The 22,352-nt window shown below is 71.5% G+C and carries 20 protein-coding genes; 12 read left to right on the top strand and 8 right to left on the bottom strand.

Annotated features, from left to right (window positions below; genetic code table 11):
• Positions 1-183 precede the first annotated feature (183 nt).
• Genes paaE through paaA form a run of 5 tightly spaced genes read right to left on the bottom strand, consistent with a single transcriptional unit; the run spans position 184 to position 3,710 of the window.
• The gene (gene paaE / locus ACGFR7_RS10960) at positions 184-1,227 is read right to left on the bottom strand and encodes a 1,2-phenylacetyl-CoA epoxidase subunit PaaE (RefSeq protein ID WP_393316125.1); all 1,044 of its coding nucleotides are present in this window, start codon (positions 1,225-1,227) and stop codon (positions 184-186) included.
• Positions 1,227-1,724, bottom strand: a complete 498-nt coding sequence (gene paaD, locus ACGFR7_RS10955) for a 1,2-phenylacetyl-CoA epoxidase subunit PaaD (protein ID WP_393316122.1) — start codon at positions 1,722-1,724, stop codon at positions 1,227-1,229. The genes paaE and paaD overlap by 1 nt, the downstream gene beginning before the upstream one ends.
• A complete protein-coding gene (gene paaC / locus ACGFR7_RS10950) occupies positions 1,718-2,434 on the bottom strand; it encodes a 1,2-phenylacetyl-CoA epoxidase subunit PaaC (protein WP_393316120.1) in 717 nt (238 codons plus the stop codon). The genes paaD and paaC overlap by 7 nt, the downstream gene beginning before the upstream one ends.
• The gene (gene paaB / locus ACGFR7_RS10945) at positions 2,434-2,763 is read right to left on the bottom strand and encodes a 1,2-phenylacetyl-CoA epoxidase subunit PaaB (protein ID WP_393316117.1); all 330 of its coding nucleotides are present in this window, start codon (positions 2,761-2,763) and stop codon (positions 2,434-2,436) included. Before paaB ends, paaC begins: the two co-directional genes overlap by 1 nt.
• On the bottom strand, positions 2,760-3,710 hold the full coding sequence (paaA, locus tag ACGFR7_RS10940; protein WP_311623115.1) for a 1,2-phenylacetyl-CoA epoxidase subunit PaaA: 951 nt from the start codon (positions 3,708-3,710) through the stop codon (positions 2,760-2,762). The genes paaB and paaA overlap by 4 nt, the downstream gene beginning before the upstream one ends.
• A 167-nt stretch (positions 3,711-3,877) precedes the next feature.
• Here paaA and ACGFR7_RS10935 point away from each other — a divergent pair, with 167 nt between their 5' ends.
• The 3 genes from ACGFR7_RS10935 to ACGFR7_RS10925 are packed head-to-tail and all read left to right on the top strand — an operon-like array spanning position 3,878 to position 6,629.
• Positions 3,878-4,549 carry a DUF5819 family protein gene (locus ACGFR7_RS10935; RefSeq protein ID WP_393316115.1) on the top strand — a complete coding sequence of 224 codons (672 nt, stop codon included), beginning with the start codon at positions 3,878-3,880 and terminating at the stop codon, positions 4,547-4,549.
• On the top strand, positions 4,546-5,958 hold the full coding sequence (locus ACGFR7_RS10930; protein WP_393316112.1) for an HTTM domain-containing protein: 1,413 nt from the start codon (positions 4,546-4,548) through the stop codon (positions 5,956-5,958). Before ACGFR7_RS10935 ends, ACGFR7_RS10930 begins: the two co-directional genes overlap by 4 nt.
• The gene (locus ACGFR7_RS10925) at positions 5,955-6,629 is read left to right on the top strand and encodes a TrmH family RNA methyltransferase (RefSeq protein WP_393316109.1); all 675 of its coding nucleotides are present in this window, start codon (positions 5,955-5,957) and stop codon (positions 6,627-6,629) included. Before ACGFR7_RS10930 ends, ACGFR7_RS10925 begins: the two co-directional genes overlap by 4 nt.
• 90 nt (positions 6,630-6,719) lie before the next feature.
• Here the strand turns inward: ACGFR7_RS10925 and paaN are convergent, their stop codons facing one another.
• Entirely contained in the window at positions 6,720-8,402 is a 1,683-nt protein-coding gene (gene paaN, locus ACGFR7_RS10920) for a phenylacetic acid degradation protein PaaN (RefSeq protein WP_393316106.1), read from the bottom strand.
• Between the two features lie 164 nt (positions 8,403-8,566).
• On the opposite strand from paaN, the gene ACGFR7_RS10915 reads away from it, so the two are divergent.
• Entirely contained in the window at positions 8,567-10,078 is a 1,512-nt protein-coding gene (locus ACGFR7_RS10915; RefSeq protein WP_393316103.1) for a 3-hydroxyacyl-CoA dehydrogenase, read from the top strand.
• 11 nt (positions 10,079-10,089) lie between these two features.
• Complete coding sequence (locus tag ACGFR7_RS10910) at positions 10,090-10,680, top strand: TetR/AcrR family transcriptional regulator (RefSeq protein ID WP_393316100.1); 591 nt, start codon at positions 10,090-10,092, stop codon at positions 10,678-10,680.
• A 110-nt stretch (positions 10,681-10,790) separates the two neighbouring features.
• Here ACGFR7_RS10910 and ACGFR7_RS10905 read toward each other — a convergent pair whose 3' ends face one another.
• Positions 10,791-11,363, bottom strand: coding sequence for an Lrp/AsnC family transcriptional regulator (locus tag ACGFR7_RS10905; RefSeq protein WP_393316097.1), 573 nt, complete (start codon positions 11,361-11,363; stop codon positions 10,791-10,793).
• A gap of 224 nt (positions 11,364-11,587) precedes the next feature.
• Here ACGFR7_RS10905 and pdhA point away from each other — a divergent pair, with 224 nt between their 5' ends.
• The 5 genes from pdhA to ACGFR7_RS10880 all read left to right on the top strand — a co-directional run bounded on the left by pdhA (position 11,588) and on the right by ACGFR7_RS10880 (position 18,344).
• Positions 11,588-12,781: a pyruvate dehydrogenase (acetyl-transferring) E1 component subunit alpha gene (pdhA, locus tag ACGFR7_RS10900; protein ID WP_393316094.1), complete on the top strand. Its 1,194-nt coding sequence runs from the start codon at positions 11,588-11,590 to the stop codon at positions 12,779-12,781.
• Positions 12,778-13,815, top strand: coding sequence for an alpha-ketoacid dehydrogenase subunit beta (locus ACGFR7_RS10895; RefSeq protein ID WP_328385766.1), 1,038 nt, complete (start codon positions 12,778-12,780; stop codon positions 13,813-13,815). The genes pdhA and ACGFR7_RS10895 overlap by 4 nt, the downstream gene beginning before the upstream one ends.
• A complete protein-coding gene (locus ACGFR7_RS10890; RefSeq protein WP_393316091.1) occupies positions 13,815-15,500 on the top strand; it encodes a dihydrolipoamide acetyltransferase family protein in 1,686 nt (561 codons plus the stop codon). The genes ACGFR7_RS10895 and ACGFR7_RS10890 overlap by 1 nt, the downstream gene beginning before the upstream one ends.
• A gap of 91 nt (positions 15,501-15,591) precedes the next feature.
• The gene (locus ACGFR7_RS10885; protein WP_393316089.1) at positions 15,592-16,545 is read left to right on the top strand and encodes a DUF6457 domain-containing protein; all 954 of its coding nucleotides are present in this window, start codon (positions 15,592-15,594) and stop codon (positions 16,543-16,545) included.
• Positions 16,542-18,344, top strand: coding sequence for a molybdopterin molybdotransferase MoeA (locus ACGFR7_RS10880; RefSeq protein WP_393316086.1), 1,803 nt, complete (start codon positions 16,542-16,544; stop codon positions 18,342-18,344). Before ACGFR7_RS10885 ends, ACGFR7_RS10880 begins: the two co-directional genes overlap by 4 nt.
• A gap of 192 nt (positions 18,345-18,536) precedes the next feature.
• Here the strand turns inward: ACGFR7_RS10880 and ACGFR7_RS10875 are convergent, their stop codons facing one another.
• Positions 18,537-19,646, bottom strand: coding sequence for a potassium channel family protein (locus tag ACGFR7_RS10875; protein ID WP_393316084.1), 1,110 nt, complete (start codon positions 19,644-19,646; stop codon positions 18,537-18,539).
• Positions 19,647-20,279: 633 nt separating this feature from the next.
• On the opposite strand from ACGFR7_RS10875, the gene ACGFR7_RS10870 reads away from it, so the two are divergent.
• Both ACGFR7_RS10870 and ACGFR7_RS10865 read left to right on the top strand, forming a co-directional pair.
• Complete coding sequence (locus ACGFR7_RS10870) at positions 20,280-21,257, top strand: NAD(P)H-quinone oxidoreductase (protein ID WP_393316081.1); 978 nt, start codon at positions 20,280-20,282, stop codon at positions 21,255-21,257.
• A gap of 150 nt (positions 21,258-21,407) precedes the next feature.
• Positions 21,408-22,343: a hypothetical protein gene (locus tag ACGFR7_RS10865; RefSeq protein WP_393316078.1), complete on the top strand. Its 936-nt coding sequence runs from the start codon at positions 21,408-21,410 to the stop codon at positions 22,341-22,343.
• The last annotated feature ends 9 nt before the right edge of the window (positions 22,344-22,352 follow it).

The following is a 22,352-nucleotide window of genomic DNA, read 5'->3' as shown; positions in this document are numbered from 1 at the left end:
ACTGACGATGCGTCAAGGTAGAACATGTTCCAGGAATTGTGAATGGCGGAGTCGTTGGAAGGGGCGGAAGGGCGGATCCGTGGAGCGGCGGTAGGGATGGCGGCGGTGGACGGGTGAGGTGGCGTCGTCGGGCCTCTGCCGAGCGCTATGCGGTGGTGTCCGCCCGGACCGGATTCGTCGGGTTCATCGGTCGAAGTCCAGCTCGACCTTCTCCGTGACCGGGTGGGACTGGCAGGCGAGGACGTACCCCGCGTCGACCTCGTCGGATTCCAGGGCGAAGTTGCGGTCCATGCGGATCTCGCCCGAGACCAGGAAGGCGCGGCAGGTGCCGCAGACCCCGCCCTTGCAGGCGTACGGGGCGTCCGCGCGGTTGCGCAGGACTGCCTCGAGCAGCGACTCGCTGTCATGGACCGGCCAGGTGCCGGAGCGGCCGTCGAGGGTCGCGGTCACGGTGCTGTGCGCAGGGATGGCGGTGGCGGGGGCGGTCGGGGCGCCGTTGTCGACGTGGAAGATTTCTTCGTGGATGCGGGTGCGGGGCACATGGAGGGCGCGAAGGGCGCGTTCGGCGCCCTGGACCAGGCCGTAGGGGCCGCAGAGGTACCAGCCGTCGACGGAGTCGGTCTTCAGGAGCGCGGGCAGGAGGGAGCGGAGCCGGGTCTCGTCCAGGCGGCCGGAGGGCAGGCCGGCTTGTTGCTCCTCGCGCGAGAGGGTGTGGATGAGCTGGAAGCGCTGGGGATAGCGGTCCTTGAGGTCGGCCACCTCCTCCAGGAACATCGTCGATGCCGCCGTGCGGTCGCTGCGGATGAGGCAGAAGTGGGCGTCCGGCTGCCGTTCGAGCAGCGTGGAGGCGATGGACAGCACGGGCGTGATGCCACTGCCGCCGACGATGGCGACGAAATGTCCTGGACGTGGTGCGAGGGTGAACCGGCCGGCCGGGGCCATCACCTCCACCGTGTCGCCGACGGTGAGCTCCTTGAGCGCGTAGGTCGAGAAGACGCCGTCCTCGACGAGGCGGATGCCTACTCGCAGTACGGGCTGGTCGGTGGCCGGCGTGCAGATGGAGTACGTACGGCGGATCTCCTGGCCGTCGACCGTTCTGCGCAGGGCGATGTGCTGTCCGGGAGTGTGCCGGAAGGTCGTGCGCAGCTCGGGCGGGACCGCGAAGGTGACGGCCACCGCGTCGTCCGTGAGCCGCTCGATCTCCCGGACCTGGAGCGGGTGGAACATCACAACTCCTTGAAGTGGTCGAAGGGTTCGCGGCAGGACTCACAGCGTCGCAGTGCCTTGCACGCCGTGGAGGAGAACCGGCTCAGCAGGGTGGTGTCGGTCGATCCGCAGTGCGGGCAGCGGAGGGTGAGGTCGACGGCGACCGGGCCGGCGGCCGGTCCCGTGGGGCGCGGGGGTGCGATACCGAATTCCGCGAGCTTGCGGCGGCCCTCGGCGGTGATCGCGTCCGTGGTCCACGGTGGGCTGAGGACCGTGCGGACCTCGACCTCGGGTATCCCGTGGTCGTGCAGCACTCGCTCGATGTCGGCCGACATCGTCTCGATGGCGGGGCAGCCGGTGTAGGTGGGGGTGAGGCGCACCTCGACCCTGCCCGGACCGGTCAGCTGCACCCCGCGCAGCACGCCCAGTTCGGCGAGGGTGAGCACCGGCAGCTCGGGGTCGGGAACGGAGCCGGCCAGGGCAAGCAGTTCCTCTTCGAGGGCGGTGGTGGTCACCATGCCGCCCCCGGGTGGCTGCGGTGGAGGTGCTGCATCTCGGCGAGCAGCCGTCCGAACGATTCGGTGTGCAGGCCCTGGCGGCCCGCCCCGGCCTTCCAGGCACCGTGCCGGGGGCCTTCAGGGACGGTGAGGGTGGCTTGCTCCAGGGTGGCGGTGATACGTGCGGTCCAGCTGTCGTGCAGGGCCGGCCAGGGCACCGTTCCCAGGCCTTCCACCGGCTCGAACAACTCGCCGGTGAAGCGCCAGAGGGTGTCCAGGGCACGTTGCATCCGGGCGTGGCTCTCGTCGGTGCCGTCGCCCAGGCGCAGCGTCCACTGGTGGGCGTGGTCGCGGTGGTAGGCGACCTCCTTGACGGCCTTCGCGGCCAGCGGTGCCAATTCGCTCTCTGCGGTGGCGAGATGGTCGAACAGCAGCTCCTGGTAGGTGGAGAAGTAGAGCTGGCGGGCGATGGTGTGGGCGAAGTCGCCGTTGGGCTGCTCGACGAGCTGGAGGTTGCGGAATTGCCGCTCCTCGCGCAGGTAGGCCAGTTCGTCCTCATCACCGGCGAGGGAGAGCAGCACACGGGCCTGGCCGAGCAGGTCCAGCGCGATATTGGCCAGTGCGACCTCCTCCTCCAGGACCGGGGCGTGCCCGGCCCACTCGCCCAGGCGGTGGGAGAGGATCAGGGCGTCGTCCCCGAGGGGCAGGGCCGGGGTGGCGGTGACGTTCATCAAAGGTGATGCACCCCGTCCGGGATCTCGTAGAAGGTCGGGTGGCGGTAGGGCTTGTCACCGGCCGGCTCGAAGAAGCTGTCCTTCTCGTCCGGCGAGGAGGCGGTGACCTGCGCGGAGGGCACCACCCAGAGGGAGACGCCTTCCGAGCGGCGGGTGTAGAGGTCGCGGGCGTTGCGCAGCGCCATCTCGGCATCCGGTGCGTGCAGGCTGCCGGCGTGGGTGTGGGAGAGGCCGCGGCGGCTGCGGACGAAGACCTCCCACAGGGGCCAGTCGGCGGGCCGGGCGGCCGGCGGCGCGGTGGCTTCGGCAGGGCGTGGTGTCGTCATCGGGTGACCTCCCCGTGCTTGGCCGCGTGTGCGGCGGCTGCCTCACGCACCCAGGCGCCGTCCTCGTGAGCCTGCCGCCGTCGGCTTATCCGCTGTTCATTGCAGGGGCCGTTGCCCTTGAGGACTTCGCGGAACTCGGCCCAGTCGATCGGGCCGAAGTCCCAGTGGCCGCGCTCGTCGTTCCACGTCAGATCCGGGTCGGGGAGCGTGAGCCCGAGGGCCTCGGCCTGGGGGACGCAGATGTCCACGAAGCGCTGGCGCAGCTCGTCGTTGGAGTGCCGCTTGATCTTCCAGGCCATGGACTGCGCGGAGTGCGATGACTCGTCGTCCGGCGGGCCGAACATCATCAGTGACGGCCACCACCAGCGGTTCACCGCATCCTGCGCCATGGCGTGCTGTGCCTCGGTGCCGCGGCTGAGGGTCAGCAGGAGTTCGTAGCCCTGTCGCTGGTGGAAGGACTCCTCCTTGCAGATACGGACCATCGCGCGGGCGTAGGGGCCGTACGAACAGCGGCAGAGCGGGACCTGGTTGGTGATCGCCGCGCCGTCCACCAGCCAGCCGACGGCTCCGACATCGGCCCAGGTCAGGGTCGGGTAGTTGAAGATCGAGGAGTACTTCTGGCGGCCGGAGTGCAGCTTGTCGAGCAGTTCGTCACGGCCGGTGCCCAGGGTCTCGGCGGCGCTGTAGAGATACAGGCCGTGGCCGGCTTCGTCCTGCACCTTCGCCATCAGGATCGCCTTGCGGCGCAGGGACGGCGCGCGGGTGATCCAGTTGCCCTCCGGCTGCATGCCGATGATCTCGGAATGGGCGTGCTGCGCGATCTGGCGCACGAGAGTGGAGCGGTAGGCGTCCGGCATCCAGTCCCGCGGCTCGATGCGTTCGTCCGCGGCCACGGTGGCGTCGAATACGGCCTCGCGTGCCGTTTCTTCCGGCGCGATCGTCGTCATGTGGTGCCCCCTCGCTCCCGACCGACCGATCGTTCGGTTCAATGGTGAGCGGGCGGGCCACGGGTGTCAAGCCTGTGGATAACCCAGGGGAGGGTGTGCCCGGTGCGGCCGCGTAGGTACGGTTCCGAAGCGGAGTCGACCGCATGGATTCTGGGAACGGGGCGGGAATGCAGTCATACGGGGACGAAACGCGGCCATTGTCCGCGCTCTCGCTGCCCTCGCGGATCGTCATAGGGGTGGCGGCCTGCGCCCTCGCGGTCATCGTCGCGATTCATCTCGCCATGATGTTCTTGCACGTAGCGCCGTCGAACACGCTCAGCAAGCAGCAGGGTGCCCTGATCAGCGACTACGTCTACCCCGAGTACGAACAGAACTGGAAGCTGTTCGCCCCCAATCCGCTGCAGCAGAACATCGCGGTACAGGTCCGTGCGCAGTTGCGCACCGAGGGCGGCGCCCCGCGGACCACCGGCTGGACCGACCTGACCGCCCGCGACGGCCAGGCAATCCTTCACAACCCGCTGCCCAGCCACACCCAGCAGAACCAACTGCGCCGCGGCTGGGAGCTCTTCCTCAACACCCACAACGCGCAGAGCCGCCCCGTCGGCCTGCGCGGTGAGCTGTCCGAGCGCTATATCCGGCGGATCGTGCTGCTCCGGATGGACGGCGAGTGGACCAAGGGCGGCGGCCACGTCGAACACGTCCAGGTCCGCTCGCAGACGACGGCGGTCCGCCCGCCGCCGTGGAGCTCCGAGAAGATCAGCGAGAAGCCCGTGTACCGCGTGCTGCCCTGGTGGCAGGTCACCGCAGACGACCTGCCCGAGGGGGCGAACAGCCAGTGACGTCACCGACGCCCCACCAGCCTCAGCAGACGCCGAGCGAAGAGCAGGCTCCGCACACCACGGAGCCGGCCGACGTGCCGCGGCAAGCCCAGGCGCCACAGACGCCCCCGGAGCCCGACCCCTACCGGGAGACCCGCATCGAGCGCGCCATCGGACGCGGCTTCGGACTGGTCACCAGCCGTGCACTGGCCCCGTACCAGACCGCCGTGATCCGGATCGGCTTCTCGGCGACGTGGCTGCTGTTCCTGCTGCGCGAGTGGCCGCACCGCGCGGTGCTCTACGGGCCCGACAGTCCATGGAACCTGGACATGGCCCGCCGGCTCCTGGACAGCAACCACGCCTTCTCGGTGCTCCCCTGGTCCGACAGCCGCGGCTGGTTCGAGTGCGTCTACCTCGCCGCCGTCGTGGCCGGCGCGCTGCTGATGCTCGGCTGGCGCACCCGCACCATGTCCGTGCTGTTCATGGTGGGCGTGATCTCGCTGCAGAACCGCAGCGTCTTCATAGGCGACGGCGGCGACAACGTCATCCACCTGATGTCGATGTATCTCGTGCTGACCCGGTGCGGGCAGGTCTGGTCGCTGGACGCACGCCGTGCGAAGCGCGCGGCGGCCGCCGCGTACGCCTCCGGTGGGGAGGAAGCCGGGCGTGCACCTGCCGCCTCCCGCGATCTGCCCGGCATCATCCTGTGGGCCGTGCTCGGCCTCGGTCTGGCCTTCGCCCAGCTCCATGGCAGCTACGGCCTCGGCTGGTCCGAGGGCGGCCCGTTCCCGCACATCGGCTGGAGCCCGGTGCTGTGGGGCCTGTGGCTGGCCCATGGTCTGTGGTGGGCGGTACAGCGCTACGCGCCCGGCGAGCCGCGCACCGTCCTGGACACCCTCACCAAGCTCGCCCACAACGGCGCACTGCTGGTGATCATGGTCGAGGTCTGCCTGATCTACGCCACGGCCGGCTGGTACAAGATCCAGGGCTCACGCTGGCAGGACGGCACCGCGGTCTACTACCCGATGCACCTGGACTACTTCTCCCCCTGGCCGGCCCTGTCCGAGCTGCTGGGCAGCAACGGCGTGATGGTCATGCTGATCACCTACGGGACGGTGATGGTGCAGGTCGCCTTCCCGTTCACGGTCTTCAACCGCCGGCTGAAGAATGTGCTGCTGGTCGCGATGATCTGCGAGCACCTTTCGATCGCGTTTCTGCTCGGACTGCCGTTCTTCTCGCTCGCGATGATCACCGCGGACGCGGTCTTTCTGCCGACGAACTTCCTGAACTGGGTCTCCGCACGCCTCTCCCGCCTGCGCGAACGGCTCTTTTCGCGTGGCGGTGCGGCCCGGCCGGCCGACGGGGCCGGGGGCGGCGAGCCGGAGGCCCGTACGGGGCACGGCGACGGGGGCCATACGCTCGTAGGGTGAGCAGCGAGAAAACCGCCCCCGCCGAGCCCCTTCAGTACGACGAGGGGTACGGGACCCCGATCGGCGTCGGACCGCATCCGGAGCCCTGGCCCCAGGACGACCGCCTGGACCCCGAGCTGCTCGCGCACGGTGACCGCCGCAATGTCGTCGACCATTACCGCTACTGGAGGCGCGAGGCGATCATCGCCGACCTCGACACCCGCCGCCATGACTTCCATGTGGCGGTCGAGAACTGGGGCCACGACTTCAACATCGGCTCGGTCGTACGGACCGCGAATGCGTTCCTGGCCAAGGAGATCCATATCGTCGGCCAGCGACGTTGGAACCGCCGCGGCGCGATGGTGACCGACCGCTACCAGCACGTCCGCCACCACCCGGACACCGCGGACCTCACCGCCTGGGCGGCGGCCGAGGAGCTGCCGATCATCGGGATCGACAATCTCCCCGGTTCCGTGCCGCTGGAGACGACCGCGCTGCCACGGCGCTGTGTGCTGCTGTTCGGCCAGGAGGGGCCGGGGCTGACCGAGGAGGCGCGCCGGCATGCCTCACTGGTCTGCTCGATCGCGCAGTTCGGCTCGACCCGCTCGATCAACGCGGGAGCCGCGGCCGCCATCGCGATGCACGCCTGGATCGGCCGCCATGCGCGCATCGAGGGGCCGGACGGCGGCTGACGGGCCCCGGGCAGCGCCGGGTGTCAGGCGCGGGCCCGGGAAAACGTCCGGGTCCCGGGGCCCCGCACCGGGACCCGGCACCCGCACCCGTCACGCCGGCCGTCGCACCTCCACCGTCCGGAAGCGGTTGGCCACGAAGGCGCCGTCGCACAGCGCCGCATTGGCCGCCGGGTTGCCGCCCGAGCCATGGAAGTCCGAGAACGCCGCGGTCTGGTTCACATAGACCCCGCCGGTCAGATTCAGCGACAGCTGGGCGCACTCCTCCAGGCAGGCCTCCTCCACCAGCTGCTCGACCTCGGCGGAGGTGGTGTACGCGCCGACCGTCATGGCGCCCTTCTCTCGGACCGTGCGCCGCAGCAGATCCACCGCGTCGGCCGCGGAACCGACGGCCACCGCGAAGGACACCGGGCCGAAGCACTCCGAAAGATAGGCCGCCTCGGAGTCCGGCTTGGCGCCGTCCAGCTTGACGATCACCGGGGTGCGGACCGTCGCGCCGGGGAACTCGGGGTTGGGCACCTCACGGGAGGCCAGGGCCACCTCGCCGAGCCCGGCCGCCGCGTCGATCCGCTCCTTGACCTGCGGGTTGACGATGGCGCCCAGCAGGGCGTTGGCCCGAGCGTCGTCACCCAGCAGGCCGCTCACCGCGCCCGCGAGGTCGCTGACCACCTCGTCGTACGACTTCGGGCCGGCGTCCGTGGTGATGCCGTCGCGCGGGATCAGCAGATTCTGCGGAGTGGTGCACATCTGGCCGCTGTAGAGCGACAGCGAGAAGGCGAGGTTGCTGAGCATGCCCTTGTAGTCATCGGTGGATTCGATGACGACGGTGTTGACGCCGGCCTTCTCCGTGAAGACCTGCGCCTGCCGGGCGTGGGTCTCCAGCCAGTCGCCGAAGGCGGTCGAGCCGGTGTAGTCGATGATGCGGACCTCGGGGCGGACGGCCAGCGTCTTGGCCAGGCCCTCGTCCGGCCTGTCCACGGCCAGGCACACCAGGTCGGCGGGGAAGCCGGCCTCGGCGAGCACCTCGCGGGCCACCTTGACGGTCAGCGCCAGCGGCAGCACGGCGCGCGGATGCGGCTTGACCAGCACCGGGTTGCCGGTCGCCAGAGAGGCGAACAGGCCCGGATAGCCGTTCCACGTCGGGAAGGTATTACAGCCGATCATCAGGGCGACGCCGCGCGGCACGGCCGTGAAGCTCTTGGTCAGCTCGAGCGGGTCGCGCTTGCCCTGCGGCTTGGACCACGGCGCCCGCTCCGGGATGCGGACCTGCTCGGCGTACGCATAGGCCACCGCTTCCAGGCCGCGGTCCTGGGCATGCGGGCCACCGGCCTGGAACGCCATCATGAACGCCTGGCCGCTGGTGTGCATCACGGCCTGCGCGAACTCGTGGGTCCGGGCGCTGATCCGGGCCAGGATCTCCAGACACACCGTCGCGCGGGTCTCGGGGCCGGCGTCCCGCCAGACGGGGAGCGCGGCGCGCATGGCCGGCAGCAGCACGTCCACATCAGGGTGCGGATAGCTGATGTCCAACTTCAGGCCGTACGGCGAGACTTCCTCGCCGGTCCAGTCGTCCGTGCCGGGCTGGTCGAGCTCGAAGCGATGGCCGCGCAGGGCTTCGAAGGCGGCCAGCCCGTCGGGTGCGGCGCTCTCGCCGTACGCCTTCGGGTGCTCGGGGTGCGGGGACCAGTACGCGCGGGTGCGGATCGCCTCCAGCGCCTGGTCGAGGGTCGGGCGGTGCTTCTCGATCAACTGCGCTGCGGTCATTTCGGCGGCCATCGATGACCAACTCCTCGTCGAGCTGGGCGGAGAGCGGATAGGGGCTGGGAGCGGACAGGGGCTGGGAGCGGACAGGGCAACGGAGTTAGAGTAACCGAACGATCGGTCGGGGCAAGAGGGCCCGGCCAGCCTGTGGAAAAGTCGGTCGGGGAGGATCAGCTGGCATGACGGCTCTCGCAACCAGCAGCACCGTGGCAGTGGTGGGAACCGGCACCATGGGGCAGGGCATCGCGCAGGTGGCGCTGGTCGCCGGCCATCGCGTACGCCTCCATGACACCGCCCCCGGGCGTGCCGGACAAGCCGCCGAGGCGATCGTGGGACGGCTGGACCGGCTGGTCGAAAAAGGCCGGATCACGGCGGACGAGCGGGATGCCGCCCGCGGGCGGCTCTCCCCCGCCACCGCCCTCCCGGAGCTGGCCGACGCCGCACTGGTCATCGAGGCGATCCTGGAGCAACTGCCCGCCAAGCAGGAGCTTTTCACCGCCCTGGAGGACATCGTGGCGGCCGACTGCTTGCTGGCGACCAACACCTCCTCACTGTCGGTGACCGCGGTCGCGGGCCGGCTGCGCCATCCCGGCCGCTGTGTGGGCATGCACTTCTTCAACCCCGCGCCGCTGCTCCCGCTGGTCGAGGTGATCAGCGGCTTCGCCACCGACGAGGGCGCCGCCACCACCGCGTACGACACCGCCGCGGCCTGGGGCAAGAAGCCGGTGCGCTGTACGGACACCCCCGGGTTCGTCGTCAACCGCATCGCCCGCCCTTTCTACGCCGAAGCCCTGCGTGCCTACGAGGAGCGGGTCGCCGACCCGGCCACCATCGATGCGGTGCTGCGCGACGGCACCGGCTTCAAGATGGGGCCCTTCGAACTGACCGACCTCATCGGGCAGGACGTCAACGAGGCGGTCACCCACTCCGTGTGGCAGGCCTTCTTCCAGGACCCGAAGTTCACTCCCTCCCTGGCGCAGCGCCGGCTGGTCGAGTCCGGGCTGCACGGCCGCAAGGCGGGCCGGGGATGGTTCGACTACTCCGAGGGGGCCCGCCGGCCCGGACCGCGGACCGCGGAGCCCTGTCCGGCGCCGGCGTCCGTCGGCCTGCACGGGACGCTGGCCGGCCCCGCGGTGGTGCTGTGCGAGCTCATCGAGGAGGCGGGCATCAAGGTCACCCGGGACCGGGCACCGGGGGAGTCGGAGGGTTTCCTGCGGCTGCCCGGCGGTGCCTGCCTGGCGCTGACCAACGGCTGTCCGGCCACGTCGAACGCCCACGGGAAGGACATCCGCTTCGACCTCTCGCTGGACTACCGCGCCGCCACCCGTATTGCCCTGGCGGCTTCGGCGGGGGTCTCAGAGGCGGACCTCGCCGAGGCGGTCGGGCTGTTCCAGGCCCTGGGCAAGCAGGTCAGCGTGATCGAGGACGTACCGGGGATGATCGTCGCCCGGACGATCGCGATGATCATCGATTTCGCCGTGGATGCCGCGGACCGCGGGGTCGCGAGTCCCGAGGACATCGACACGGCCATGCGGCTGGGCGTGAACTACCCCGGCGGCCCGATGGAGTGGGCCGAGAGGCTCGGTGCCCAGTGGGTGTGGGATCTGCTGGACTCGATGCACCACCGGAACGCCGGCGGACGCTATGTACCGTCCTGGGCGCTACGGCGCCGTGCGGACCTCGAGGAATAGGTGCTCTAATCATGACCATGGCCAAGCGCGACACCTATACGCCCGATTCGCTGCTCGCGGTCGCCGTCGAGGTGTTCATCGAGCGCGGCTACGACGGCACGTCCATGGAGCACCTTTCCAAAGCGGCCGGCATCTCGAAGTCCTCGATCTACCACCATGTCCGCAGCAAGGAAGAGATGCTGCGCCGCGCCATAAGCCGCGCCCTGGGCGGGCTGTTCGGTGTGCTGGAGGAGCCGGGCGCCCTCCAGGGGCGGGCGATCGAGAGGCTGGAGCATGTCACCCGGCGCGTGGCCGAGGTGCTGATGGACGAACTCCCTTACGTGACGCTGCTGTTGCGGGTGCGCGGAAATACGGACACCGAGCGGTGGGCCATGGAGCGCCGCCGGGAGTTCGACCACGAGGTCTCCGATCTGCTCAAGCAGGCCGCCGCCGACGGTGACCTCCGGGACGACGTGGACATCCGGCTGGCCACCCGGCTGCTCTTCGGCATGATCAACTCGATTGTGGAGTGGTACCGGCCGGGGCGGGGCGGTGCGGTGAGCCGTGACGAGGTTGCCGAGGCCGTGGTGCGTACGGCGTTCGCGGGGCTGCGCAAGGCCTGACCTGCGCAAGCCCTGACCTGCGCTGGCCCTGCTCTGCGCAAGTCCTGATCTGGGCCGGCTCTGCTCCCGCGCAAGCCTGCTCTGCGCCGGTGTCGGCCGCCCGGGGCGGATCAGTTTTCCTCGGGCCCGAGGTCGGTCTCCTCGAAGACCAGCAGGGTGCGGGTGCTGAGCACTTCCGGTATCGACTGGATACGGGTGAGGACCAGCTCCCGCAGCTCGCGGTTGTCCTTGGTGTGGACGAGTAGCAGCACATCGAAATCGCCGCTGACCAGCGCGATGTGGGTGGCCCCCGGCAGCGCCGTGAGCTGCTTGCGCACGGTCCGCCAGGAGTTCTGCACGATCTTCAGCGTGATATATGCGGAAGCGCCCTGACCTGCGCGTTCCTGGTCGATGAGGGCGCTGAAGCCGCGGATCACTCCATCGTCGATCAGCCGGTTGATCCGGGCGTAGGCGTTGGCGCGCGAGACGTGCACCCGCTCGGCCACGGAGCGTATCGAGGCCCTGCCGTCGGTCTGCAGCATGCGCAGGATGGAGCGGTCGATGGTGTCCAGCGGGCGTGCGGCCGGCGCCGGGGCCGGTGACGGTGCCGCGGCGGGTGGCGCCGGGGGTGCGGGTGCCGGCGGGGTGGCGGCGGGTGGCGCTGGCGGCTGCCCGTCGGAATTGGCCATCTGTTCGCCCGGCATATGGTCCCGCCTCCCCTTTGTGGACGCCCTGCCTTCATCTCAAGCTGTGGAGAACCGTTTGTCCACAGGCTGAGTGCGCCTGTAGCCAAAATGCATCAACGACCGAACAATCGGTAGGGCAGGGCGTACCCGCCCTGGCCGAATCCATCCTGCCCATCCGCCGTTCGCCCACCACCCACATGAGGCGCATCGCGCCACCCCTTCGATCCGAGGAGGTGCTCGGCATGACGGTCCTTGAGCAGCCCGGCAGCAGCAGGAAGAAGAGCAGCCTGGCCGGCCCCCCGCCCGCCTGGCGTCCGCGCGTCGATCCCGCGCCCCTCCTGCCCGACGAGGAGCCGTACCGCCTCCTGGGCACGGATGCCGCGGCCCGGCTCGACTCCGGACTGCTGACCCGGCTGTACACCCAGCTGGTGCGCGGCCGCCGGTACAACGCCCAGGCCACGGCCCTGACCCGGCAGGGACGCCTGGCGGTCTACCCGTCCTCCACGGGACAGGAGGCCTGCGAGGTCGCCGCGGCGCTGGCGCTCGAAGACCGGGACTGGCTCTTCCCCAGCTACCGCGACACCCTCGCCGCCGTGGCCCGCGGCCTCGACCCCGTACAGGCGCTCACCCTGCTGCGCGGTGACTGGCACACCGGATACGACCCGCACGAACACCGCATCGCTCCCCTGTGCACCCCGCTCGCCACCCAGCTCCCGCATGCCGTGGGCCTGGCGCACGCCGCACGCCTCAAGGGCGACGAAGTGGTGGCGCTGGCCATGGTGGGTGACGGCGGCACGAGCGAGGGCGACTTCCACGAGGCACTGAACTTCGCGGCGGTCTGGCAGGCACCGGTGGTCTTCCTCGTCCAGAACAACGGCTTCGCGATCTCGGTGCCGCTCGCCAAGCAGACCGCCGCGCCGTCCCTCGCCCACAAGGCGGTCGGATACGGCATGCCGGGCCGCCTGGTCGACGGCAATGACGCGCCCGCCATGCACGAGGTGCTGACCGAGGCCGTGCAGCGGGCCCGCAGGGGCGGCGGTCCCACGCTGATCGAGGCCGTCACCTACCGCATCGAGGCGCACACCAACGCCGACGACGCCACCCGCTACCGCAGCGATACCGAGGTCGAGACCTGGCGGTCGCACGACCCGATAGCGCTTCTGGAGCGTGAGCTGGCAGCCCGCGACCTGCTCACCGATGAATTCGTCGCCGCCACCCGGGACGGCGCCGAGCAACTGGCGGCCGGCCTTCGGGAGCGGATGAACGCCGACCCGGAGCTGGACCCGATGGACCTGTTCACCCACGTATTCGCCGAGCAGACCGGTCAACTGCGCGCCCAGGCAGCCCTGTTGCGCGCCGAGCTGGACGCCGAGGCCAACGGCCACACCGAGGACACCGCGGGCGCCGACGGCTCCGCCGAGGAGGCCAGGCCATGACGACCACCGCCGCGCCGGCAACCGCGCGCAAGCCTGCCACCATGGCGCAGGCGCTGACCCGCGCGCTGCGCGACGCCATGGCCGACGACCCGTCCGTCCATGTCATGGGCGAGGACGTCGGCACCCTCGGCGGCGTCTTCCGGGTCACCGACGGCCTCGCCAAGGAGTTCGGCGAGGACCGCTGTACCGACACCGCGCTCGCCGAGGCCGGCATCCTGGGCACCGCCGTCGGCATGGCGATGTACGGGCTGCGACCGGTCGTCGAGATGCAGTTCGACGCCTTCGCCTACCCCGCGTTCGAGCAGCTGATCAGCCATGTCGCCCGGATGCGCAACCGCACCCGCGGCGCGCTGACGATGCCGCTGACCATCCGCATCCCGTACGGCGGCGGTATCGGCGGGGTCGAGCACCACAGCGACTCCTCCGAGGCGTACTACCTCGCCACCCCCGGGCTCCAGGTCGTCACCCCGGCGACCGTCGAGGACGCCTACGGGCTGCTGCGCGCCGCCATCGCCTCCGACGACCCGGTCGTCTTCCTGGAGCCCAAGCGCCTGTACTGGTCCAAGGCCGACTGGTCGCCCGATGCGCCGACCGAGGTCGCGCCGCTGGGCCGCGCCGCGGTCCGCCGCCGCGGCAGCAGCGCGACGCTGATCACCTACGGCCCCTCGCTGCCGGTCTGCATGGAGGCCGCCGAGGCTGCCGGTGCCGAGGGCTGGGACCTGGAAGTGGTCGATCTGCGCTCGCTGATGCCGTTCGACGACGACACGGTCTGCGCCTCGGTACGGCGGACCGGACGGGCCGTGGTCGTCCATGAGTCCAACGGGTTCGGCGGTCCCGGAGGGGAGATCGCCGCACGGATCACCGAGCGCTGCTTCCACCACCTGGAGGCACCGGTCCTGCGCGTCGCCGGGTTCGACATCCCCTATCCGCCACCCATGCTGGAGCGGCACCATCTGCCCGGCGTGGACCGGATCCTGGACACCGTCGCCCGTCTCCAGTGGGAGTCGGACTGGACCGAGGGACGTGGTGAGTGATGGCCGTGGTCCGCGAATTCACCCTGCCCGACCTGGGAGAAGGCCTCACCGAGGCGGTGATCGTGCACTGGATGGTCGAGGTCGGCGAGGTGGTGGCCATCGACCAGCCGGTGGTGGAGGTCGAGACCGCCAAGGCGATGGTGGAGGTGCCGTGCCCGTATGGGGGCGTGGTGACCGCCCGCTTCGGAGCACAGGGGGAGGAAGTCCCGGTGGGGGCGCCGCTGGTGACGGTCGCGGTGGGGGCCGTGCCCGATGATCTGGCGGGGGTAGGCCCTGGGGAGGGGCCGGGCGCCGGTGCGGGCGCGGCGGGTGGTGCGCCTGATGCGGGGGCTTCGGCGCCGCCTTCCCCCGGGGCCGTCGCTCCGGCCGAGGGGAGCACCGCGGATGCCGGGTCCGGAAATGTGCTCGTCGGATACGGCACGAGCGCGGCGGCGGCGCGGCGGCGCCGGATCCGGCCGGGGGGCGGGGCAAGCCCCATGGCAGGAGTGTCGCGGGCGGCCGGAGGAGTGGCGGAGGGCTCGGCCGGAGCCGGAGTGGCCGATGGTGCCCCCGGTCGCTCGGGGGCGGCTGATGCCGAGGCGGCGACCGGGGCACGCTTCGTCACCGAGGACGGTCCGGAAGGGACGGCCGCGGAAGCCGGGATGGCCGGGACGGTCGAGGTGGCCGAGGTGGCCGGGGCCGGTGTGGTGGATGCCGGCAGTCGTACGGTGGCGGTCATTTCTCCGCTGGTGCGTCGGATGGCGCGGGAAAACGGTCTGGACCTAAGGGAGTTGACGGGGTCAGGGCGTGATGGGCTGATTCTCCGTACGGACGTCGAGTGCGCGATCCGGGCGCGGCAGGAGAGGGCGACGGCCGGGGCGGTCACCTCGGCAGGTGCCGGGGCGGCGAACCGTGCCGCAGGAATCGTCGGCGCCGGTGCGACAGGCGTGGTGGGGGCCGCGTCCGCCGCCGGAGCCGTGACGCCCCTCAAAACCGCGGGAGCGGGCGCCGCGGCGGACGAGGAGCGGATCCCGCTGAGGGGGATGCTCGGTGCGGCCGCCGAGAAGTTCAGCCGTAGCCGCCGGGAGATCCCGGAGGCGACCTGCTGGGTGGACGCCGATGCCACCGAACTCCTCGCCGCCCGCAGGGCGATGAATGTGGCGGGCGCCCCCAAGGTGTCGCTGCTCGCGCTGCTGGCCCGGATCACCACGGCGGCGCTGGCACGATTCCCCGAGCTCAACGCCACCGTCGACACCAAGTCCCAGGAGATCGTCCGGCTGCCCGCCGTCCATCTGGGCTTCGCGGCGCAGACCGACCGCGGTCTGGTCGTGCCGGTCGTACGGGACGCTCATGCCCGTACGGCCGAGGAGCTGTCCGCCGAGATCACCCGGCTCACCGAAACCGCCAGGAGAGGCGGGCTCTCCCTGGCCGAGCTGACACATGGCACCTTCACGCTCAACAACTACGGGGTCTTCGGTGTCGACGGCTCCACGCCGATCATCAACCATCCCGAAGCGGCGATGCTCGGCGTCGGCCGGATAGCCGCCAAACCCTGGGTGCACGACGGCGAGCTGGCCGTCCGGCAGGTCGTCCAGCTCTCCCTCACCTTCGATCACCGGGTGTGCGACGGCGGCACCGCCGGAGGCTTCCTGCGCCATGTGGCCGACTGTGTGGAACAGCCCGCGTTGTTGCTACGGAGTCTGTGAGCTCGGGAGGGGGGCGGGCGACCCTGGTGTGGTGGGTGACCTCGGTGCGACCGTCGCGTGTGATCCGTTCACCCCCGGCGATACTCAAGGGGTGAACGCCCTCACCGACTACGACACCATCGTGCTGGCCGGAGGCGCGGCCCGACGGCTCGGCGGGGCGGACAAACCCGCCCTGTCCGTCGGCGCCCGCCCCCTCCTGGACCGGGTGCTCGCCGCCTGCCCCGGTGCCGCGATCACCGTCGTTGTCGGCCCGCACCGCCCGACCACCCGCGTCGTCGTCCGAGCCTTGGAGGACCCGCCGGGCGGCGGTCCGCTCGCCGCCCTGGAAGCCGGTCTGCGGCACACCACCGCCCCGACGGTGCTCGTCCTCTCCGCCGATCTCCCGTTCCTGACCGCCAAGACCGTGCAGGGCCTGTTGGCAGCGGCGACGGGAACGCCCGCCGCCGGGCCGGGAAGCGGTGCCCTAGGGCGGCCCGGCAGCGGTGCCCCGTCCTACGGCGACGGCGCGATGCTCCAGGACGCCTCGGGACGGGACCAGCCGCTGGTGGCCGCGTACCGGGCCGAGTCGCTGCGTCGTGAACTGGCGCGGGTACGGGCCGGGCACGGCACTGTGGCCGGGCTGCCGCTGCGCGCCCTGGTGAACGGGCTGCGGCTCGAACGGGTCCCGGACGTCACGGCCACGGCGTCCTTCGACTGCGACACCTGGGAAGACCTCAGCGCGGCACGCGCCCGTATCAGGGAGCATGGAAACGTGTTGGATGAATGGATCACCGCAGTCAAGGCCGAACTGGGCATCGAGCTCGATGTCGACACGGCGGCGCTTCTCGATCTTGCGCGGGACGCGGCGCACGGTGTGGCCCGGCCGGCCGCACCGCTGACGACCTTCTTGATCGGTTACGCGGCGGGCCGGCAGGGCCGGGACGTGAAGGAGCTGACCGAACGGGCCACCGCGCTGGCCAACCGCTGGGCGGCGGAGGCCGAGGAGTCCGCCGGTTCGGCGGAGGCCGGCGGCGGCACGGGTGCCGAAACGAAGCCCGCAGAATGACCGACAGGGACTTCGGCAAGGACTTCGACGGGGACTTCGAGGGCGATGTCGGCTGGGATTTCGGCGGGGAGCCCCGCGACACGGTGGGCAGGGCAGGGGGCGCGGCGGCGGACGAGGGGCGTGGCGACCCGTTCGAAGAGGCGCTTGCGCTGGCCAACGCGCCGGTGCCGCCGCGCGCACGGGCCGGGGCCGAGGCAGGCGGGGCCGTGCCCACGACCGGCAGGGTGCCGTATGCCACCCGCGAGGCCGCGGCAGCCGACTCCTCCGCCACCGGGGGCAGCGACGCCATCCCCTACACACCGGACGATCCCTTCTCCCTCGACGACCCCGCCGCCTCCGGGAACGGTGCCTCCCGCGCTTCCCGCGCCTCCGGGCCATCCCGCGCCTCTGACCCCGTCAGCCCCGTCAGCCCCGTCGACCCCGAAGACCCCGTCGACCCCGTCGACCCCGTCGACCCCGAAGACCCCGGAAGCCCCCCGCCTCCCACCGGCCGAGGCTCCCGTCCCACTCCGGTCGCCGTCCCTTGGCACACCGCCCGGGACATCGCCGAGCGCGCCGTGGCCGGTCCACCCGGGCCCGCGACCTCGGCGCTCGGCGACGCGCTCGGCCGTACGCTCGCCGCGCCCCTCACCGCGCTCACCGATCTGCCGTCGTTCGACACCTCGGCGATGGACGGCTGGGCGGTGTCCGGCCCCGGCCCCTGGCGTCTCGACCACCCCGCCGGCACCTCAGAGGCCGGCCCCCCTCCCGGCATCCTCGCAGGCCACGCCCCTGCCCAGGCGCTCCACGACGGACATGCGATCCCGATCGCCACCGGTGCGCGCGTGCCGTCCGGTGCCACCGCCGTACTGCGCAGCGAGCACGGCGAGGTCCGTGAGCTGAGTGACGGCGGACGGCGGCTGTATGCACCGCAGCCCGCGCCGCCCGGTCAGGACATCCGCCCACGGGGCCAGGAGTGCCGCCGCGGCGACCAACTGCTGCCCGCCGGTGCCCTGGTGACCCCTGCCGTGCTCGGCCTGGCCGCCGCGGCCGGTTACGACGAGCTGACCGCGTATCGCCGGCCGCGCGCCGAAGTCCTCGTGCTGGGGGATGAGTTGCTGGACCACGGCCTGCCGCAGGACGGCCGGATCCGGGATGCGCTCGGCCCGATGCTCGCGCCGTGGCTGCATGCCCTCGGCGTCGAAGCGGCCGCGCCACGCCACCTCGCCGATGACGCCGACACCCTGTACGCGGCCGTTGCGGAGTCCGCCGCCGACGTGGTGATCACCACCGGTGGCACCGCATCGGGCCCCCTCGACCATGTGCACCCCACCCTGCACCGGCTGGGCGCCGAGGTGCTGGTCGACGGCGTCGCGGTACGCCCCGGGCACCCCATGCTGCTCGCCCGCCTGGCCCCGCACCGGCATCTCGTCGGCCTGCCCGGCAACCCGCTCGCCGCTGTTTCGGGCCTGGTCACGCTCGCCGAACCGCTGCTCCGCACGCTCGCCGCCCGCCCTCCTGCCGCGCCGTACCGTACGCCGCTGGCCGCCCCGGTCCACGGGCATCCGCGGGATACCCGGCTCGTTCCGGTGGCCTACCGCGAGGACGAACGGCACGGCCTGACGGCGGCGCCGCTGCACTTCCACGGCCCTGCCATGCTGCGCGGAATCGCCGCCGCCGATGCGCTGGCCGTCGTCCCGCCCGGTGGCGCGGAGCGCGGAACCGAGCTCGAACTCCTGGAACTTCCCTGGTCGGCGGGGTCGTCCGCGGGCTGGTCGCCGGGCTCATCGACGGGCTGGACCGCCCCGGGGGCCGGGTAGGGCACGGACGCCGGGTAGGGCACGGGCGCCGAGCCGACCGCAGGTTCCGCCCGCCGTCACGTCGCCCGCCGCCCGCTGGTCCCGGCTCTCCGGCGGGCCGGCCGCCTCGCCCGGCCCGCCGCCCCTTCACTCGCCCTCTGCCGCGCACACCTCTGCCGCGCACACCCCTGCCGCGCAGGGGCTGTGCATACGTCAGCTGCTCGGCACCGCCTGCCGGATGGTGATCACGCGGTCCGTGAGTTCGAGTGTCGCGGCCTGCGGATCGCTGTAGCTCAGTACCCGGTGCCCCCGTACGACCGCCACCACCAGGTCACCGAGCTCCCGGGGCGAGCGGCCCGCCTCGCTCTTCGTCACCGGTCGCTCGTCGAGATCCAATCCGCTCCCGTAGGTCAGCAGATCCTCCAGGACCGTGCCGACGTACGGGCTGGCCATGGACATACCGAGCAGCCGCCCCGCCGCACTGGAACTCGTGATGACCATGTCGGCGCCGCTCTGCTTCAGCAGCGGTACGTTCTCGTCCTCCCGGACCGCCACCACGATCGAGGCGTGCGTGTTGAGCTGTCGTGCCGTCAGCGTCACCAGGGCCGCGGTGTCGTCGCGCTGGGTGGCCACGACCACGCGCGCGGCACGCTGCAACTCGGCTCTGGTCAGCGTGCCGGAGCGGGTCGCGTCCCCGTGAACGCCCACGAAGCCGTCACTGCTGGCGGCGTCCACGACGGTCTTCTGCGGGTCGACAACGACGATCTGCTCTTTCGGGACGCCCTGACCGATCAGCGTCTCGATGGTGTGGCGGCCCTTTGTCCCGTACCCGATGACGACGACGTGATCTCGCATGCGGGACCTCCAACGGTGAATGCGTACTTGGTGCCGGGTGCGCGCGGTGAGGACTTCGAGCGTGGTGCCGACCAAGATGATCAGGAACAGCACGCGGAGCGGTGTGATGACCAGGATGTTGGTCAGCCGTGCGCCATCGCTGACCGGGGTGATGTCGCCGTAACCGGTGGTCGAGAGGGTGACCGTCGCGTAGTACGCCGCGCCGAGGAAATCGACGTCGTCGTGGGCGCTGTCGCGGTATCCGGCGCGGTCGAACCAGACGAGCAGCGTGGTGAGGGCCAGTACGCCGAGCGCCATCACCAGTCGCCGCAGGACCTGTTGAAGGGGCGGCGCCATGCCTTGGACGGGCATCACGATGGAGCGGCCGGCCTCGGTGTCGTCCTTGGCCTCGGTCCGGGTACGGGACCAGAGGGAGCGGAGAGTGGAGGAGCTGCCCGTCCCGCGGCGCGGTCGCTGCTCGCCGCTCATCCGGCCGGCGCTCCCGGAGCGGCCTGGGCTGAGACGGTCTGTGAGGGAGACATACCTCCCATGCTCCTTGATCCGGGCACCCTGCGTGCCTGGCCGCGGCGGGAGTCGGCAACCGGCGGCAGAACTCCGCGACACCGGCGAAGGTGCGAGCTGTGGTGAGCTGTGGTGGTGATCACGGAGCGTTGATATCGCCGGCGGCGGGGCGGTTGTGGGGTGATGCCGGGGCGCTCACCCGGTGGAGTGGCAAGTCGTACCGGAGAGAAGGAAGACAGCCGTGGTCCGGCACCCCGCCGTGGCCCCAGCACCGCTCGCCGTCCCCCGGCACCGCCGCGCTACGGCCCGACCCGCTGTCGCCGGGGCCCGCCGCACCGTAGCCGGGCGCGCCGTCCCAGGCTCGCCCGGCACCGCCGCACGGGCCCGCTGGGCACCGCCGTCCCAAGCCCGCCCGGCACCGCAGCCCCAGGCCCGCCCGGCACTGCCCCCGAGCCGTCCATTGCTGCGGGCAGCGGGCGCCCCGGGTGCGCCGGACGGAGGAATAACCGCACGTCATCCGGGGGCCGGTGGCCGACCCTGCGGTAGGTGTGGGCCCCCGCACCGTCGCCCTGTGCGCGGACGGCGAGTAGCCTCGCGCCCATGCGAGCGATCACTATCCCGGAGCCCGGTGGACCCGAAGCACTTGTCTGGGCGGAGGTGCCCGATCCGCAGCCCGCCGAGGGCGAGGTCCTGATCGAGGTCGTGGCCAGCGCCGTGAACCGCGCCGACCTGCTCCAGCGCCAGGGCTTCTACGACCCGCCGCCGGGATCCTCTCCGTATCCGGGGCTGGAGTGCGCGGGGCGGATCATCGGGCTCGGCCCCGGCGTGCACGGCTGGGCCGTCGGCGACGAGGTGTGCGCGCTGCTGGCGGGCGGCGGATACGCGGAGAGGGTCGCTGTCCCGGCCGGGCAGGTCCTGCCCGTACCGAACGGCCTGGATCTGGTCTCGGCCGCCGCGTTGCCCGAGGTGACCTGCACGGTCTGGTCGAACGTCTTCATGATCGCGCATCTGCGGCCCGGCGAGACGCTGCTGGTCCACGGTGGTGCCAGCGGCATCGGCACCATGGCGATCCAGCTCGCCAAGGCGGTCGGCGCACGGGTCGCGGTCACCGCCGGCGGCCCCGAGAAGCTGGCCCGCTGTGCCGAGTTGGGCGCGGACATCCTCATCGACTACCGCGAGCAGGACTTCGTCCAGGAGATCCGCAAAGCCACCGATGGCACGGGCGCGGACGTCATCCTCGACATCATCGGCGCGAAATATCTGCAGCGGAACATCAAGGCGCTGGCGGTCAGCGGACGGCTGGCCGTCATCGGGCTGCAGGGCGGGGTAAAGGCGGAGCTGAATCTCGCCGCCCTGATGGCGAAGCGCGCCGCGATCACCGGTGCCGGGCTGCGTGCCCGCCCGCTGAACGAGAAGGCGGCCATCGTCGCTGCTGTCCGGGAGCATGTCTGGCCGTTGATCGGTAACGGACAGGTGCGGCCGATCGTGGACCGTGCGCTCCCGATGCCGGAGGCCGCCGAGGCGCACCGCATCGTGGAGGAAAGTGCGCACGTCGGCAAGGTCGTGCTGACGCTCTGAGCCGACCCGGCCACCCCCTCACCCGCGCCGCCTGGGGCTGACCCTCCCGCGTCCCGTCAGGTAACCCGCCTGATATGTCCGAGATGCCGTGAATCTCATCACATGTGACTCTGAGGAGGTCACCCGACGGCTCGGCACGGGAGGGGCACTGTGGTCGCTCCAGGTTTCCGTTCGCGCATTGCCACCGGTCTGTTGGTGGCCGCCGTCGTCCTGCCCGTTCCGATAGGAGCCACCTCGGCGGCGGCTGCGGACCGGCGGGGCACACCGGTCGACCGCCCCCCGCACCTCGCCCGCCCGGGCGATCAGCCCGACGACTATGCGCAGGAAGAAACCGGACCCGACGACTACGGGTTCGACGAGTACGGGCCCGACGACTTCGCGGCCGACCGTCGTCCGTTCGACGGCCGCGGTGACGGAGCGGGCCGGGGCCACCATGGTCACCCAGGACATCCCGGGGCGCCTGCGCGCCTCCCGGAGCTGTCGCCGCGCTTCCCCGGGATGCCGGACGCCTTCCCGCGCTTCCCGCACCGGCCGTCGCACCGCCACTTCGGTGGCCCTCGTGTGCCCGGCCGGTGGCACCAGCGCCCGCATCACCCGTTCAGCCCTGCCTTCATCGGGCCGGACGGTCCGTCGTACCCCTACCCGGGGCCTGACTACGGCGGTGCGGGCTTCCCGGGAGCGGGGCATCACGGGCCGACCGCCGGGGCGAACGCTCCGGACGCCGACCGTGCGCACCGCCGGCCCGGTCCGCGCACCCCGGTGTCGAAGCACCCCAAGCCCGCCGCGTCCGCATCGCATGCGGCGAAGAGCGCCCCGGCAGGGCCGTCGCCCTCGCATCGCTTCAACGTCGCCGACCGGCTCACTCAGCATCCCTACGAGGCGTTGCCGCCGCTCCCGACCCCTTCCGCCCCGGAGGAGGCGCGCTCGGTACCGGAAAGCGTGGAGGGCGAAGAGGCCGCAACGGCGAGCCCTTACGCCATGGAAGCCCCGAACGCACCGGTCGAGCGGGTCCTTCCGCTGGGTGCCGGCCTCGCTCTCACGGGCCTGGGTCTGGCCTTCTTCGCTCTACGGCTGCGCCGGAGCTGATATCGGCCG

Origin of the sequence: Streptomyces sp. NPDC048516 (assembly GCF_043199875.1) — a bacterium.
Taxonomy (GTDB): Bacteria; Actinomycetota; Actinomycetes; order Streptomycetales; family Streptomycetaceae; genus Streptomyces.
This window is presented reverse-complemented; position numbering and strand designations above follow the sequence as displayed.

Excerpts from the sequence above, each read along its gene's own strand:
- paaC (WP_393316120.1), bottom strand. The coding sequence starts at position 2,434 with ATGAACGTCACCGCCACCCCGGCCCTGCCCCTCGGGGACGACGCCCTG.
- ACGFR7_RS10915 (WP_393316103.1), top strand. The coding sequence starts at position 8,567 with ATGACGGCTCTCGCAACCAGCAGCACCGTGGCAGTGGTGGGAACCGGC.
- ACGFR7_RS10880 (WP_393316086.1), top strand. The coding sequence starts at position 16,542 with ATGACCGACAGGGACTTCGGCAAGGACTTCGACGGGGACTTCGAGGGC.
- paaA (WP_311623115.1), bottom strand. The coding sequence starts at position 3,710 with ATGACGACGATCGCGCCGGAAGAAACGGCACGCGAGGCCGTATTCGAC.
- paaD (WP_393316122.1), bottom strand. The coding sequence starts at position 1,724 with ATGGTGACCACCACCGCCCTCGAAGAGGAACTGCTTGCCCTGGCCGGC.
- ACGFR7_RS10890 (WP_393316091.1), top strand. The coding sequence starts at position 13,815 with ATGGCCGTGGTCCGCGAATTCACCCTGCCCGACCTGGGAGAAGGCCTC.
- ACGFR7_RS10935 (WP_393316115.1), top strand. The coding sequence starts at position 3,878 with ATGCAGTCATACGGGGACGAAACGCGGCCATTGTCCGCGCTCTCGCTG.
- ACGFR7_RS10910 (WP_393316100.1), top strand. The coding sequence starts at position 10,090 with ATGACCATGGCCAAGCGCGACACCTATACGCCCGATTCGCTGCTCGCG.
- paaB (WP_393316117.1), bottom strand. The coding sequence starts at position 2,763 with ATGACGACACCACGCCCTGCCGAAGCCACCGCGCCGCCGGCCGCCCGG.
- paaN (WP_393316106.1), bottom strand. The coding sequence starts at position 8,402 with ATGGCCGCCGAAATGACCGCAGCGCAGTTGATCGAGAAGCACCGCCCG.
- ACGFR7_RS10895 (WP_328385766.1), top strand. The coding sequence starts at position 12,778 with ATGACGACCACCGCCGCGCCGGCAACCGCGCGCAAGCCTGCCACCATG.
- ACGFR7_RS10875 (WP_393316084.1), bottom strand. The coding sequence starts at position 19,646 with ATGAGCGGCGAGCAGCGACCGCGCCGCGGGACGGGCAGCTCCTCCACT.
- ACGFR7_RS10870 (WP_393316081.1), top strand. The coding sequence starts at position 20,280 with ATGCGAGCGATCACTATCCCGGAGCCCGGTGGACCCGAAGCACTTGTC.
- pdhA (WP_393316094.1), top strand. The coding sequence starts at position 11,588 with ATGACGGTCCTTGAGCAGCCCGGCAGCAGCAGGAAGAAGAGCAGCCTG.
- ACGFR7_RS10905 (WP_393316097.1), bottom strand. The coding sequence starts at position 11,363 with ATGCCGGGCGAACAGATGGCCAATTCCGACGGGCAGCCGCCAGCGCCA.
- paaE (WP_393316125.1), bottom strand. The coding sequence starts at position 1,227 with ATGTTCCACCCGCTCCAGGTCCGGGAGATCGAGCGGCTCACGGACGAC.